Annotated in this window: 9 protein-coding genes and 2 tRNA genes; 3 read left to right on the top strand and 8 right to left on the bottom strand. The window is 63.5% G+C overall.

Annotated elements, in window-relative coordinates:
- Positions 1-20: 20 nt before the first annotated feature.
- Positions 21-3371 (bottom strand): DEAD/DEAH box helicase, encoded by a 3351-nt coding sequence (locus LR393_RS24630; RefSeq protein WP_231487076.1) that lies wholly within the window; start codon positions 3369-3371, stop codon positions 21-23.
- An 835-nt stretch (positions 3372-4206) separates the two neighbouring features.
- Here LR393_RS24630 and LR393_RS24625 point away from each other — a divergent pair.
- Both LR393_RS24625 and LR393_RS24620 read left to right on the top strand, forming a co-directional pair.
- Complete coding sequence (locus LR393_RS24625) at positions 4207-4845, top strand: hypothetical protein (RefSeq protein WP_231487075.1); 639 nt, start codon at positions 4207-4209, stop codon at positions 4843-4845.
- On the top strand, positions 4781-5488 hold the full coding sequence (locus LR393_RS24620; protein WP_231487074.1) for a gliding motility-associated C-terminal domain-containing protein: 708 nt from the start codon (positions 4781-4783) through the stop codon (positions 5486-5488). The genes LR393_RS24625 and LR393_RS24620 overlap by 65 nt, the downstream gene beginning before the upstream one ends.
- On the opposite strand, the gene LR393_RS24615 is transcribed toward LR393_RS24620, so the two are convergent.
- The 3 genes from LR393_RS24615 to LR393_RS24605 all read right to left on the bottom strand — a co-directional run bounded on the left by LR393_RS24615 (position 5470) and on the right by LR393_RS24605 (position 7524).
- Positions 5470-5543: transfer RNA gene (locus LR393_RS24615), tRNA-Asp, on the bottom strand. The genes LR393_RS24620 and LR393_RS24615 overlap by 19 nt on opposite strands.
- A 21-nt stretch (positions 5544-5564) precedes the next feature.
- Positions 5565-5637, bottom strand: a tRNA-Glu gene (locus LR393_RS24610).
- A 135-nt stretch (positions 5638-5772) separates the two neighbouring features.
- Positions 5773-7524 carry a DUF6055 domain-containing protein gene (locus LR393_RS24605; protein ID WP_231487073.1) on the bottom strand — a complete coding sequence of 584 codons (1752 nt, stop codon included), beginning with the start codon at positions 7522-7524 and terminating at the stop codon, positions 5773-5775.
- Positions 7525-8201: 677 nt separating this feature from the next.
- Here LR393_RS24605 and LR393_RS24600 point away from each other — a divergent pair.
- Positions 8202-8846 carry a hypothetical protein gene (locus LR393_RS24600; protein ID WP_231487072.1) on the top strand — a complete coding sequence of 215 codons (645 nt, stop codon included), beginning with the start codon at positions 8202-8204 and terminating at the stop codon, positions 8844-8846.
- A gap of 91 nt (positions 8847-8937) precedes the next feature.
- Here the strand turns inward: LR393_RS24600 and LR393_RS37160 are convergent, their stop codons facing one another.
- From LR393_RS37160 to LR393_RS24590, 4 genes are all read right to left on the bottom strand, one after another.
- Entirely contained in the window at positions 8938-9213 is a 276-nt protein-coding gene (locus LR393_RS37160; RefSeq protein ID WP_407937346.1) for a helix-turn-helix domain-containing protein, read from the bottom strand.
- Between the two features lie 193 nt (positions 9214-9406).
- Positions 9407-9631: a DUF397 domain-containing protein gene (locus LR393_RS37155; protein ID WP_345718773.1), complete on the bottom strand. Its 225-nt coding sequence runs from the start codon at positions 9629-9631 to the stop codon at positions 9407-9409.
- A 333-nt stretch (positions 9632-9964) separates the two neighbouring features.
- Entirely contained in the window at positions 9965-10903 is a 939-nt protein-coding gene (locus tag LR393_RS24595) for a helix-turn-helix domain-containing protein (protein ID WP_231487071.1), read from the bottom strand.
- Positions 10904-11860: 957 nt separating this feature from the next.
- Positions 11861-15073 (bottom strand): AAA domain-containing protein, encoded by a 3213-nt coding sequence (locus tag LR393_RS24590; RefSeq protein WP_231487070.1) that lies wholly within the window; start codon positions 15071-15073, stop codon positions 11861-11863.
- Positions 15074-15386 lie beyond the last annotated feature (313 nt).

Below are 15386 nucleotides of genomic sequence, written 5' to 3'. Positions count from 1 at the left end.
GCCCGTTCCTTCCCGGGCCGTCAGTCGAGCAGCCCGCGGATGTCGTCGGCGGTGAGCGCCGCCGAGCCCATTGCCTCGCCGTCGAGAACGCTGTTGGTCAAGGCGCTCTTGCGGGCCTTGAGCGCTACCACCTTCTCCTCGATCGTGTCCCGGGCCACCAGCCGGTAGACCATGACGTTGCGGGTCTGGCCGATGCGGTGGGCCCGGTCGACGGCCTGGGCCTCGACCGCGGGGTTCCACCAGGGGTCGAGCAGGAAGACGTAGTCGGCCTCGGTCAGGTTCAGGCCTGTGCCACCGGCTTTGAGACTGATCAGGAAGACCGGGGCCGTGCCCTCGCGGAACTGCGAGACCACCCGGGCCCGGTTCTTGGTCTTGCCGTCGAGATAGCAGTATTCGATACCCGCCTGGTCGAGCCGGTCGGCGGCCCGGCTGAGAAAGCGGGTGAACTGGCTGAACACCAGGATCCGGTGGCCCTCGGCCGCGATCTCGGTCAGCTGTTCCATCAGGGCATCGAGTTTGGTGCTGGGCACGCCGGCGTGGGCGGGATCGACCAGGCCGACATCGAGCGTGGCCTGTCGCAGCAGGGTGAGGGAACGGAAGATCTCGAAGCGGTTGCGGTTCAGGTCGCCGAGCAGGCCCAGGACCTTCTGCCGTTCCCGCTGCAGGTACTTCTGGTAGATCTTCCGGTGGCGGGGCGCCAGTTCCAGCTCGAGCACCTGTTCCTGCCGGTCGGGCAGATCGGCGGCGACGAGCTCCTTGGTACGGCGCAGCATGAGGGGCGTGATCCGCCGGCGCAGCTGGTCCAGCCGATCGGGATTCTGCTCACGCTCGATCGGGGTGCGGTAGTACTCGGTGAAGCGCTCAGGGCGGGGGAACAGTCCCGGTGAGGTGATGGAGAGCAGCGCCCACAGCTCCATCAGGTTGTTCTCCATCGGGGTGCCCGTGATGGCGAGTTTGAATGCTGCCGGCAGTTCGCGGGCACACCGGTAGCCCGCGCCCTGATAGTTCTTCACGGCCTGCGCCTCGTCCAGCACCAGACCCGCCCACTGCAGCTCGCTGTACTGCTCGAACTCCAGGCGGAACAACGTGTACGAGGTGATGACGAGATCGGCGTCGTGGGCGGCCCCGGCCACGTCGTGGCCACGCCGGGCGCCGGTCGCGGTGATGGTGGAGACCGTGAAGCCGGGCGCGAAGCGAGCCGCCTCCTGGGCCCAGTTCGCGGCCACGCTGGTGGGCGCCACCACCAGAAACGGGTGATCGGTCAGACCGTTCTCGCGGGCGTGCAGGAAGAGCGCGAGGGTCTGCACCGTCTTGCCCAGGCCCATGTCGTCGGCCAGTACACCGCCGAGGCGGTGCTCGAACAGGGTGGCCAGCCAGCGGAAGCCGTCTTCCTGATAAGGCCGCAGCGTTGCTTCCAGACCCGAGGGCAGCTTCTGCTCGGGAAAGTCGGCGGCCTGGCTCAGGGCCCTGATCGACTCGCGCCAGCCGTCCACCTGACCGTTGATGACTCCGAGACGCTCGATCTCGTCCCACATTCCCGCGTGAAAGCGGCTGAGACGCAACGTGCCACCGGGCGCATCGAGCAGCTCCCGCGACTCGGCGATCAGGGCGGCGAGCTGATGGAACTCGTCCCGGTCGAGGCTGAACCAGAGGCCGTCGTCGAGCAGCAGTTCGGTCTCGTCCTGCGCGAGGGCCACGAAAAGCTGGTTGAACGGCACGGTCTGGCCGTCGACAGTGATCGTCACCGCCAGGTCGAACCAGTCCTGCTGGCTATTCGCGCCACCGCCGCCGGATGCGTCGGTGGGAACGAACTCGAACACCGGAGCGTCATCGATCTCCCGATAGTCCGGAATCTGGTCGACGGCCAGGCGCACGTCGACGTCGGTGCGGTCTCTCAGCAGCGGGATCGTCTGGCTCATCAGACGGGCCGTGGTGACTCCGTGAACCTCGCTCTGCGACAGCGGGATCACACCGCTGATCGTGTTCTGCGTCAGGTCGGGGAACTCGGCGAGCAGAGGTCTGATCTCATCGAGAGTGCGGGTCTCCGCCCCCAGGTCGCGGCCAGGAGGAAGCGGTCCGGGCCGGGCCAGCAAGGGTTCATGGTGACTGGTCGCGCCGAGCCGGTAGGCCCAGGCCCAGTCGAGCCGCATGTGGTGATCGCCGAGAGGGGTCACGGTGAGTTCCAGCACCGGGGGCTGCGCCGCGGGCAGGACCAGCGAGTTGTCGGGGCTGACCACTTCGAGGTGCCGGCTCAGCTGCGGGTAGAACTCGGACAGGAAGCGCTCTTCGTCGGCCGCCGGGATCGGCGGGATGTCGCCCTGGGACAACTGCCAGAACAGCTGAGGAGGAGCCGCCGACAGCCGGGCCAGCCGCAGCCCGTCACCGGGCGAGGACTCCCAGGCCACCCCGTGCGGAGGGTCGGAGATGGGTAGGTACCCCCGCGTGACCTGCTGTCCCGCACCTTCCAGCACCGGTTCGAGGACCAGCCCCGTTTCCCGCCGCCGGATGAGGACCCGCGCGACCACCGGCTCGGTGAGCACGTGCACCGGCGCCGCGCCCCGTCCGGCCATGACCAGGGGAATGCCGGTCTCCTGGATCTCCCGCAGCAGATCCCAGACGCGGCGGCTGATGATTGAGTCGAGCATCAGCACCTTGTCGCGGTAACTGTGGTCGTGCGCCGAGGGAAGAGCGTGCAGCTCGCGCAGCAACCGCACTTGTGAGCGGGGGACGAGAGGCATGTGGTACTCGGGGTAGCCCAGGGAGTACCAGGAAATGTTCGAGCGCACCCAGGCGCCGTTACGCCCCGGGACGACCGGCCGGACACCGATCCGGAATCCCGGGTCGCTCACGAGCTCGAACTGCAGAGCGATCGGTGGCGCAGCGCTGCTGGCCGGCTCTTCCGGGCGGGGAATGGAGGACGCGTGCCGGCGCCCGTGGTCGACCGGTGCCGGTGGGGGAGCGAGCGCGGTGGTCAGCGCGGTCTCCCACGGCGCCGGCTGGGGTGCGGGGGCCGGTGCCGGGATGGTTGCCGAGCGACTGCGGCGGGTCGCCCTCTTGCCCTCTGCAGTCGAGGCCGGCTTGTCAAAATGGGTGAGAATCAGGGCCGCGACGTGTTGGCACGGAGCTGCCCCGCAGGCGCACGAAGCCTCGTCGACATCGAAGGTCCCGTTGTCCCGGTAACGGGCGGTCACCTCGACCTGGCGGGCCACCTTGCCGTCGCGCACCACGGCTCGAACGTTTCCGGACGACGGATCGACCTCGACCTTCTGGACCCTCCCGGACTGTGCCAGGGCCCGGCCCGTGAGCAGCGCGGCAGTACCGACCAGATTGTGAACGGCCATCTGCACGTCGGTCAGGGTCAGGACAGCCATGCACGCGCTCCTCGGTCGATCCTGCCGGCGGCGAGACCGGTCACAGACACCGGTAACCGTACGCAAACCCAACGTCCGAACGTCAATCAGGAACGCTGGCCCGTACCCCGTACCCCGTACCCCGTACCCCGGCCGGTGAAACAGCGCTGGATCCCTGACACAGCCGGCGGCGCGGCCACCGGTTGACCGTCGGGGTGACGATCCCGACATACGCCGGTTCGCCGGGGCCCATCCCTGAACCGCTTCCGGTCGGCTCCGGAACTTCACGGCACGACAGCAGACGCGTTGTGTACACCTGGTACATCCGGTACCGGATGTACCAGGTGTACACAACGCAGGCATGCTGGTTCCTGCTCCGGGGCACGCCACCTCCCGTCGAAAGTCGCTGAGCCCTGACTTGGCACCCGCCCTGACTCCGGTCGACTGCGCTACTGCCGCCGGAACTTGCCGGTATTCGTCTCCCAGCGGTTCACAGTGTCCGGACCGTCATCATCAGCCTCATCAATGCGTCTATGAGGGCCAGGGCATGACGCCGGCAAGCAGTTCAGTACGGGGCAAGAGACGTGCGGCCGTTCGGTGGCTGTAGCCCGTCGCCGTGGCCGCTTTGGCTGCCGGGGGAATGACTCCGGCTCGGGCGGCATCGGGTTGCACGGTGCCGATTCCTCTGCATCCGGTCGCCGGCGATCTGCACCTGATCGGGGCGTCCGAGGCCGGGGTGGCGGTCGAGCAGAAGGATCCGGGTGGATGGCGGTGCGGATGAATCCGGTCGACACCGGGCCGCTGGGCGGCGAGCTCACGCGCCGGCGGGACCGAGGGGATCGTTCCGCCGGGGGCCTTGAACGGGGAGAGCTGGTTCATCGGCATTCCGACGAGTTATGCCGACTACCCGGACAACTGGCAGTACCCGCTGCGGCAGCATCACGTCGGCCCGATGAAGACCGACATCCTCATGACGGCGATCGAGAAGGTCGCCAGTGTGCAGAGGATGGTGGCCGATGCCACCTCAGTGTTGCGGGCCACGGTCGACCGGAACGTCGATCCGCAGCGCTACGGGATGGATCTGGTCGATCTCAAGACCAAGAAGGTCCAGCGGATTGCCGATTCACCGGACGAGGTTGCCGGTGTCGCCCTGAGCAAGGATCTTCTGGTCCGGGCCACCAAGAACGACGACGGTGGCTGTGCCGCTCACCAGAAGCCGCGGGATGGCGGGGCCGAGGTTGTGTATCTGGAGGACGATCCACACGCCGATGTCACACACCTCGCCGCCGGGGGCGGCGGGGTCGCGTACCTCGTCCACCATCCCGTCGACCCCGAAAACTCTATGCTCCGAGCGCCGGGGTGCAGATCGTCCATCATTCGACCGCACAGCACCGGGATCTGCCGTACGACGCATCGGGTCTGGCCGCGCGGTGGGGAACAGTTTTCTCACCGCCGGCCCGGGGTATTCCGGGCCGGCCCGGTACGTCTCCGGTGACGTCGGCGTGTACCGGAGTGTCGCGAGAACCTCGGACAGGTTTAACTTCTCGGCCGCCCGGGGAGTGACCGGCCTGCCCGATCAGAACGGGGCGTGGCAACTGATCGACGGGGCAGGAAACCGCGCGGGTGGAGGCCGCCGGGTAGGGCACCTGATCGCCCGGCAGACGGGCATCCCGTACTTCCAGACCTGGAGCGCCGGGATGTCGCCGCTCCCGTTCACCGTGAAGTACCGGCCCCGCCTGATCTCGGCCCTGCGCCCGCTCGGGTTCTCACCCAACGGTGACGGCCGGGGTGATGTCTGGACGCCGCAGTCCGACATCACCAAGCCCATGCGGTCGGTGACCCTGAAGAGCCAGCAGGGCGCGAAGACGGTCGCTCAGCTGGACGGCACCGCACCGGACGGGAGCGGGCTCGACCTGAAATGGGACGGTCTGTCGGCCAGGGGTATTCAGGTGCCGGAGGGCATGTACCAGTGGACGCTGGCCGGACGTTCTGCGGACGGTGACGGCACGCTGATCAGCGACAAGGGGCGGCCACGGTCGCCGGGACGATCGAGCTCGTCCACCGATGAGAAAAGGGCTGGTGGCCTCCCGGCCATCAGCCCTTTTCGTTCTTGCGAAGGCGACCCTGACGGGACTTGAACCCGCGACCTCCGCCTTGACAGGGCGGCGCGCTAACCAACTGCGCTACAGGGCCTTACGTGTAATGCGAACAGCGTACCCCCAACGGGATTTGAACCCGTGCTACCGCCTTGAGAGGGCGGCGTCCTAGGCCACTAGACGATGGGGGCCTATGAAATTCGTTCAGGAAGACTGTGCCTCCCTCATGAACCTCCAGAAGCTTACGGGATGGGGGATTGGTTCTCCAAAGCGGGGCCGCTCGACGGTCGCAGGGCATAGCTGCCCTGCGACCGCTTCGCCGGTTTCTAGAGGGCGAGCTCGGCGCTGCTGAAGGCGGTGAACGACGGGTTGATGTCGGTCTCACCGGCCTTGCCGTCGCAGCCGCGCTCCAGGTCGAAGGCCAGGTATGTGCCCGAGCTGCAGGTGATCGCCATCTCCGCGTCGCCGCCGACCACGATGTCACCGGACAGGTTGGCCCCGGCCTGGATGAGCGCGTTGTCCTTCACGACCGCGTTGCCACTCACCGTGCCGCCGTTGACCCATCCGAGACCCTCGATGCGGGCGTTGCCCGAGACAGTGCCGGAGAAGACCGCAGCCTTGGGACCCACGTAGGCCGTGGCGGCGACCTTGGCCCCGGCGGCGACCCAGCCGCCGCCGTTGGCGTGCCAGTGCCCACCGTTGGTCGCGGCCGGCTTGGTGTACCCGGCCTCGAAGCCGGACGGGGTGGCCCCGGCCACCCGGAACTCGTACGGGAAGCGCTGGGCCTTGGTGTAGCCGTCCTGGAAGCCGTAGTGCGGCACGGTGTCGGGGGTGGCGGTGGTGACCAGCCACACCTCCGTCTCACCGGCCTCCAGCTGGAAGTCGATGCGGTTGTCGGTTCCGGTCTTGAGCTCCGAATAACGCGGCGTGCCGTTCTTCACCGCCACGAGCCCGAAGGTCCAGCCGGTGGCACCCGTCTCCGCGTGCCCCTTGAGCCGCAGCGACACCTTCCCGCCGGCCACGTCGGGTACCAGCTTGATCTTGTTGAAGCCGTAGTCGGACGGGGCCACCCGGGAGTTGATCCGGTAGTGCCCGAGCGAGGCGTCGACGGCCTCGACGTTGCCGCCGTTGTACGCGTCGTTCAGGAAGCCCGCTCCGTACACGTCCTTGATGAACGGGATCAGCGTCGCCCGGTTGCCGAAGTCGTACGTCACCGTGCGCGTCGCGTACTCGCCCACCCGGCGGTTCAGCTCGGCCTGCGTGATGCCCGTGATCCGGCGGTAAGTCTCCAGCGGGTGCTCGTCGTCCTTCGCCTCGTTCCAGATCTTGTTGAACATGGCCAGGCCGTCACGGTCCTTGATGTACTGCATCAGCATCCAGTTGCCGTAGTGATGACGGCTGGAGCTGTAGTAGAGGTTCTCCGAGCGCAGCCAGCGGCTGAGGTCGCCCGCCGCCGTCGTGGGCAGCGCCTGCATCGCCATGAACTCGGCGCTGGTCTCCCAGAACGTACCCGAGCTGGCGTCGGTGAAGCCCTTCCCCGACTCCCCGAGGAACGTGTAGTTCTGGAAGACGTGGGCCAGCTCGTGGGCCAGACCCCACGACCCCGGGAGCGCGGCACCGGGGGCGATGTTGATGACACCCACCTTGCCGTCCGCCGATCCACCGGTCGCCCAGTCGCTCAGCTCGGTGCGGTTCCAGGTGTTGGTGACGATCACGTCGATCTTGTACTCCGCCAGCAACCCGTCTTCCGGCGTGAACTCCATGTCGTCCATGTAGAACGAGTACAGGTTCTCGAGCTGGGTGAGGATGCTGTCCGGGTCGAAATTGTACGGATCAGATGCCGATTCGGGATCGGTGCCGGACTTCTCGCCCCACAGCAGCTTGAAGTTCGTCGACTCCTTCGACCGGTCCTCGCTCCACGGCACCTCGCCGGTCTGCTTCCAGCTGGCCGGGATGTACACAGCCTTGTTGGCAGCCGCGGCGGGCCGGGTCTGGATGATGAACACCCCACCGATCACGACGGACGCGATCAGCAGGGCGATCCATGTGCGCAGGAGCCGCACATCACGGTGAATCACGGGTGGTTCCCTTCAGGATGGGATGGCCGAGCACTTTCCGTTCGCGCGTCACGTCGGGTGGGGGTGCTCGAAGGTTGCCGTCCTGGGGGAACCACTACGTTTTGCTGGTGATAAGTCTTTCCCGGCCGTCGTCTCGGCCAAGCAGCGAGCCCTTCCGGGTAATTTTCGGTTCTCGCGGCGCCAGATCGGGGTAGTTGCCGATACCGGTTCATGAACTGCGCCTGCACGACGAAGCTCGCCCGCACGTGCCGCAGTGGAGGTCTGGCGCACGCTGAGGGCGATTCTCGCCGCCCGGCCAGATGCGCCAAAGCGCCCTGGCACTGTACGCAGGAAAATGCTTCCAACCAGAAAACTTGGGAAATCCACGATTTTCTATTTGGCGAAAAGCCAATTCTTGCATGAGCTTGCGGATGGTCGGGGGCGCCGAACGGGTTGCGAGACGGGCGAACGGGGTGGTCGAAGACTTCGGCGATATCCGTTCCGAGCAGGCTACTTCCATCGTTCGTCCCTCATTTCACAAGCTTGCGTTCGCGAGGAGGGGTAGCCAGTTACCTGCGCGGCGAGGCAGGCGAGCGAAAGTTTTCTTGAAAAAAAGGAATTAGAATCTAGTTTCGAATCAAATTCTGAGACATCGCTTTTAGAGGAGCTAGCTGGCGACGCGCTGGTAGCTTTCCGCCATGTCGATGCGCCATAACGCTTTTCGAATCATCAGCATCCTGAGGTGCGGCAAGGAAAGCTGGATGTCTCGGGTTCGTGGGACAGTGCGCGCGGCAATCCTTGGGTCTGACATCCTGTCCCTCGGCAACGGTGGAGTGGAGGAAGGCTGCTCCGGTGCAGAGCGCGCGGAAGAAGCGGGTATCGAGTTAACAATTGTCATTGTCCTAAAAGGGCCTCACGGCACTAATTCCATCCTCCCGACGCATGACAAGGATCGTGTCGAGAATTCCAGCCGGCCGGGGGCTCCGGAGGAATCGGTGCCGACACCGGGCACCGATCCGCAGGTCCCCGCCTCAATGGGCAGCGCAGCCATACCCGTTCACACTAAGGGTGCCCCAAACATGTTCTCTTCGAAACCACGTGAACCTGAACTTAAAGGCCTGGAAGGATGGCCTCGGGCTGTCGTTCAGCTCCACTTGTACCCGCGGGTGCACGGTCGCTTCCTCTGCACCGTGATAGTGGCGTGCGTATCGCTGGCCATCGGCGCGCAGTCCGAGGCATTCGGGCAGATCTTGGAATACGTTTTTGGTGCTTTACTGGAGCGGTTTATTGGGAACGAGAAGACATCATCGGCCATGTCATTTTTAACAGGCCTTGGTCAATGAGTCCTGATCCAGTGACCTAAATAGAGTTATGGGAGATGCAAGTGAGGTCGACGACAATTGGAGGATCTGGGTTGTGCGATGAGGAATGCTGTTATCGGGCAGCTCGTCGAGCAAGGCCAAGTAGATGCTCGCGTGCTTCGGCACTGAATCTGTAATGATCCAAAAGTTTAGCGACGTCATCCGGCTCAGCGGGGCGGCAGCTCTGCTCGATCTTCAGAACCCTGCTCAACGGCCAGTTGAGCTTACGTGCTACCGCCCCGGGCGACTCCTGAGCCTCGTGTCGTGCTTCGCGCAGATTTTCGCGGACGTGCCGAAGGGCGCCTTCCGGCGTCTGGACTCCCGGGATGTACGAATCATCAACTGGCATCGTGGACCCCCTCAGCACTCCTCGACTCTGCCGAACTCAAGGCATCACTATCGGACACGCATCTCGCTACACCGGTTCGTGCGAAAGAATATGTTCAGCGACCTGCAGAATCGCATATCGCGAGATCTGGTACAACCTTCACGGAGGCAGCCCCTCCATGAACAGAAGTTGCTTGGCGACTTCAAGCATCGCTTCAGCAGGGCTTCAGGTCGCCCGCATCATCGAGATCGAACTCTCCGGCCTTCACTCCAGCGACAAAAGCTCGCCATTCTCGATCTGTGAACGAAAGATGACCTGCAGATCGATCTTTCGACTGGCGTACCAAAACACCCCGACCGTCGGCTCCTACTTCCACGCATGCCTCCTCGGCACTAAAGCTGCTGGTACGGAATCGAACCTCGTTTCGTGACCCAACCATCTACTTCACCTTTCGCCCCGTGGCACGCACCCCTCAGCGCACCCCATGTTCCCAAGCGTAGACCGATCATTGCCCTGAGTCACCCCATTCCGAACTTCCCTCAATATTTAGCCCCGATCGCAAGTTTGCAAGGGTTGCTTTTGTTGTCATTGCATACTTGCTTGCCAAGATTTTGCCGACGGGCCGACCCTGGCGCCTGTGGTGTTGACGCCTACCCGCTCCTCGGGAGGCATTGGGTCGTGATCGGATGACTTCTGTGTGGCCAGGATGTACGGAAGTCATCCGATCACGGCGGGGCCCAGGAGGGACCGTGCAAGGTTCGTGGTCACCGCGTTAGTCGGCCAAGATCGCTCTACCAAATCGTTGCCGATTGATGCGCTCCAGGTGCTCGATGAAGTGATCGCGTGTCTGGCTGCCGTCCTCTAGGCGCGAATTTGCAAGATCCCACAATTTCCAAAATGTATTTTCATATTCATCGAACTGGCGAGGTTTTTCTTGGAAATGAATCATCATTTCCCTGGAATCCTCTATATACACGAGGTCGTCAAGATAAGGATTTCGCGTATTGAACATCGTGAAGCCTCGATGCATTCCTTTGGGGACACCTAAGTCGAATGGCAATATTTGGAGTATTACTCGCGTACTATAAGTAACGGCAAAATCGCGTAATTTGCTGATTTGCTTCATCATTGTCTCATCCTCACCCACACGGAAGTATAGGGCGGCCTCGTGAATGATGATATTGATGTCGGTACTGTTCTCTTTTTTCCAAAATTCTCGCTGTCGGGCATCTCTAATTCCCCAGATCTGCATAGCTTTCTCGTCCGATGCTTGCCGATCCTTCAGTAGTGCTAAAGCATATTCCCGAGTTTGAAGCAGTCCTGGTACGAGAAATGGTTCGAACGCGCGGATCGATTTGGCCGCATATTCATAATCGAGTACGGCATGCATGGCATCAGCATCGATATGCTTACGGTAATCCGCGAAGACGTCGTGTTGCCGAGCATCGTCGGCGATCTCGATGATGGCGTCACACTGGCTCTGCGATGTGCCGTACTCTCGCAGTAGCATTCGTACATCATCCGGAGAGACCGGAACGACACCGGTTTCGATCCTGATCAATTTGCTGAGTGACCATTTGACTTTCTCGGCAATATTTTTCTGCGTGATATTCGCTTCTTCTCGTTGTTCACGCAGAAACGTGCGGACGGCTCTTTTCTGTAAACTTGGCGGAAGTCTCTGGAGTTCATTCAAGTGTTCACCCATGGTCATTATATCGGACCTTCCTGTGTAGAATTCGACCATTCGTGGGCGATCGCTCGTGCATCGGTCGTCGAGGCGGCATCATGCATAGAGCGCAAACTTCTGAGACCAGGGTCGATCAGCTGCTCTCTGGGCGAAAGCGCCTATGCGCCCGACCACCTCACCGATCAACTGACACACGGCAAACAAATCCCCTGCCCTTGGCGTGGCCGACATCGTCATGAGGTTACCCGCGTAGGGGGCGATATGACTTGAAGACGGCAGAAAGCGTACTTCTGCGGCCCCAGGTAAAATTTGATTGAGGGTCGGATCCGCTTGCTGCGAACCCCCGTCCAGACCCGCCCGGCGGTCTGCAGTACGCATGCGTACAGACCAATTTCAGCGCAGTCGCAGTCGCTGTGCCTCGGCGAAGCCTTGTTGCAGGGACGGGAATCTCGTATCTGGCCCTGGCACATCTCTTAACCGGGTTCAGATCCAGATGATCCTGTTCGGGATTGCCCGGCTGCTTCTGGACGCAGTGTTTTGCGCGCGGGACTGCGTGGCAACTGGTGCCGATGGCCGTACGCACGGATCCCGCTCGTGATCACAAGCCTGATCTCGCAAGCGCATACTGATCGCCTCCGAGACGAAGAGCTTTCACGTCTGGTGCTCGGAGCTTGAGGTGTGGACTTGGCCGGCACAGACGATTTCGGACCGAGTCTTCCCTTCGCCATCACGGGCGCGCCCTTGGGGCCAGTGGCTTGATGCAGGGCTACGGGCAATTCGCGGATCTTACAGGGGTCGGCGACAGATGGCAGGCTTCTTGGTCAGGGCCGCCCGCAAGACATCGGACGCCCCGGCGTAATGCCACTCGTCAGCACCATGGCAGTGTCGCGACCGTTCGCGCTGCTCAGTCACGTCGACCGATGTACGCCGCGATCAGCATTTACAGTCCAGAAAAAACGCTCAGACGTCTTCGGGTTTCGCTCAGAAGCCTAGGGAGACCTTGCCCCGACACCGTTTGCCGTCGCTGAAGATGATGCAGACCCAGAACCAGCCCTTCTTCCACAGACGGAACTCGCCGTGCTCGGACTGGCAGGAGGGACAGCGATAGGTTTTCACGAACGTATCGATCCTGCGTTTCTCGAGCAGCCGGCGGGCGAAGTGCCGCCCCGTCATCGTGACCATGACCTCGCGGGTATTGCTCTGCGACAGTGTGTTCAGGCTGCCGAGCAGCACCAGGCGGTGATCGATGACGACGATCTTCTCGTGCATCATGAACACCGCGATCACCGTCATCTGGCTGGCCCGCAGATCTTGCAGGAACTTCAGCATCCTCGTCTTCGCCTGGAGGGTGTCGGTCTCACCCCGCACGAAGATGATGACCTCGACCCCGCGATTGCGCGCCGCCTCAAGAGCTGGCCGCACGTATTCCAGCCGCTTGGCAATCCAGGGGGCCCAGAGGTAGATGCTCTCGCTGGCGGCGTCGATGTACTCTAGGAGCGCCGGGAAGTAGGTGCGCTCGTCGTCCACCCGGCTGATCCGAACGTGTTCGCCCAGTACGTCTTGCATCCGTTCGAAGAGATCGTCCGGGACTTCCTCCGACGCTGCTTCGATGCCGAGCAACGCCGCGCCCGAGATTACGCGGACCTGATCCTGAAGCCGGAGCTCCTGCAACGCGTACAGCGCGTCCCCGGGCTTTGAGCCGGACAGTTTCGTGGTGTCGACGATGATGTACAGCCGGTTCCGGGCTCGGGTGACGGCCACGTTGAACAGCCGTGCCCCGTCCTGATTCCAGCGTTTGCCGTTGCGCTGGGCCAGCGCCATCCACAGCGACTCGGTATCGCCTTCGACGGTGTCGAAGATGAGGGTGTCGAACTCCCTTCCCTGGAACTTGTGGGCGGTGCCGACCTCAGCGAGCGGCTCGTCCCCCTCGACGTCGCGGAGGGCTTCCCAGGTGAGTTCGGCCTGGACGCTGAACGGGGTGACGATGCCGACATTGCCTTCGGCCAGGTGTATTCGGGCCAGGACCCGGGACAGGAGTGGCCCGGCGGACCACCACCCCGAGCGGGCGCTGAGGAGTTTGACATCGGCTAGTTCGCCCATGCCCTGGGTGTCGACCAGGATGATTTCCGGATCGTCCGGCCGACGGGAGGGCTTCTGGGCTCTGAGCAGCCCGTCGTAAGCAACCTTGTTGGCCAGCTTGGTGAGGACCGGACCGAACCGATGCTGTACATCTAACGCGAAGCAGCCAGATTCAAGGGTCGCCGTTTCCGGGCCGTCGATCCCGCAGTGAGCAAAAGGATTGGTCTGGAGCCAGGCCTGAATAGCCGGATCGTCACTGTTCGCGAGCTCTCGGGAATCGAAGACCGGTCCCAGTTGGCGCGGGTCGCCGAACAGGACTGCACAGCGTGTGCCCTGGCCGACCGCCAGCAAGATGTCCGGAAGGGTTGCGGCCGCCGCCTCGTCAACGAAGACCACATCGAACGGAACCTGTGTCACCGAGGTCATCGTGCGCAGTTTGGCGAGCGTCATGGCGACTACCTGTGCCATGGCCAGGACTTCTCGTTCCGCAGCCGGCCTCTGTGCCTTGACCTGCTGCTCAGCCTGACGAAGATCGCTCCGCGTTTGCTTGCTCAGGGCGGCACGCCCTGCCTGTGACGACTGAAGCTCGCCCAGACGATGGATCTTCCGGGCGATCCCCGACTTCTCGGCCTCAGCCAGAATGGCGGAGGCCTTCGTGACATCGGCCAATTTCTCGTGAGCGTGCTCTGCGTTTACCGTGACCGTCTTGACGGTTGCTGCCAACTGATCCCGGACGTCCTCAATTACCCCGAGCAGTTCCTGGCGCCGTCGGCAATCGGCCCGTGAGACCGTTGCGGCGGAGGTGAGTTCACCGATCGATGCCTCGATTCGGGCGCGTTCCTCCTCTGCCCACCGGCCCCAGGCGGCGGCTGCGTCACGGGCTTCGCCCTGACGGCGGAGTGCCTCTTCGTACTCGGCGCCGGCCGCTGTCTTCTCTTTGCGCCTCCAGCCCCTGATCGAGCGGAGTCGTTCGGCTGACTGCTGGACTGACTCTCCGGCCGCGGCCACGACCAGGGCGGACCTATCCAGATTCTTCTGAACCGTACGGAGTTCCTTCTGGAGAGCGTCAATGTGGAGCCAGGCAGACTTCGATGCGGCCGCCTGCTCTACATCGTTGGAGGCACTTGCCAGCGCCTCGAGGTTCTCGGTGACCTGCCCCGCGACCCGGGAGCATTCCATATTCCATTGCTCAGCGATCCTTGCGGCCGCAGGGACGCCGCCTTCCATGGTCTGTGCCTGGGCCCAGCCCAGTTGCTCAATGGCGGACGTCGGTGTCGCCTCGGTGAGTGCGCTCAGCTCGGTCTCCTCGGCCAGCAGTTCGGCGGCTCGTAGGCGCAGTTGGTCACGATGGTCCACAGCTCTTTGGATCCTGACGTCGACCTTGTGGTCGAGCTGAAGGTTTCGCACGGACGAGATGGCCGGTACATGTGGCTGCCCGATCCGTACCACCTCATCGGGAGCCTCCTGCCCTGGGCGGACCAGCTCAGCCAGGGTGTTGTCCACTGCGACGTTGGTCGCGGCGGCGATGAGAACACGATGCCCGCTATCGATCAGTGACCCCAGCGCCTTGCGCAGCACCGTGGTTTTACCTGTTCCGGGTGGCCCCCAGACGAGCCAGACGCCCGTGCCGAGGCAGGCTCGCCAGGCGCCCTCCTGCCGATCTGGTAGCCCAGCCGGCGGTCGGGCATCGGCGGCGGAGCTTCCTCCCGCACGCCCTTCGGCAAGACGCGTGACCAAGTCGTACCCAGGCTTACCGGCCTTGAGATCGGCCAGCCGCTGACGCAGGCTCTCGACCTGTTTCGCCGCGCTGGGGGTCTGAGCCCACAAATAGGGCTTCTCCGGCATTGGGCCCGGAACAGGCTGGACGCGCCAGTACGCACCCTCAGGATGCAATCCGGCGACGCCGAGTCCCGTGCTTAGCGAACTCTGGGTCTCCCCACCGATGATGAAGCGTTCGGCCTGCGCCAATGCGTTGCCCCGGCGGGTATCCACGCGCCAGCCCGTCCCGTGTGCCCGGAGCTTGCCGACTCGGGAGTACCCGTTGTCGGAGCGACGGCGGGACTCAATGCTGTGCCATGTGCGCAGGGCGAGATCGACTTCCTCCTGCCAGGACATGATCGAATGATCTCTTGATGTGACCTTGGGTGACAAGACGTGAGCGATGTGTGCTTAAAAGCACTCGGATATCCGAAGTGGTCGGCTCACGGAGGCGACGGATCGGTGGGGTGAAGGGCCAGGTTAAGCGACCTGGCTGACCCGACCCGGGGGCCATGCCCCATCAGTTCGGCTACTTGCCATGGGCCCAGGTCCAGTCGTCTGCGTTCTTCGGCCAGATGAAGACACGGGTGCAGGCATCGGTGCGACTTCGCTTACTCGATTGCCGATGGGCTCACTCGGCCGGGACTGTCCCAGAGCATCGGTCCAGGAA

The organism is Kineosporia mesophila (assembly GCF_021129235.1).
GTDB lineage: Bacteria > Actinomycetota > Actinomycetes > Actinomycetales > Kineosporiaceae > Kineosporia > Kineosporia mesophila.
The sequence above is the reverse complement of the archived record's forward strand: the minus strand, read 5'-3'. Positions and strand labels throughout refer to the sequence as shown.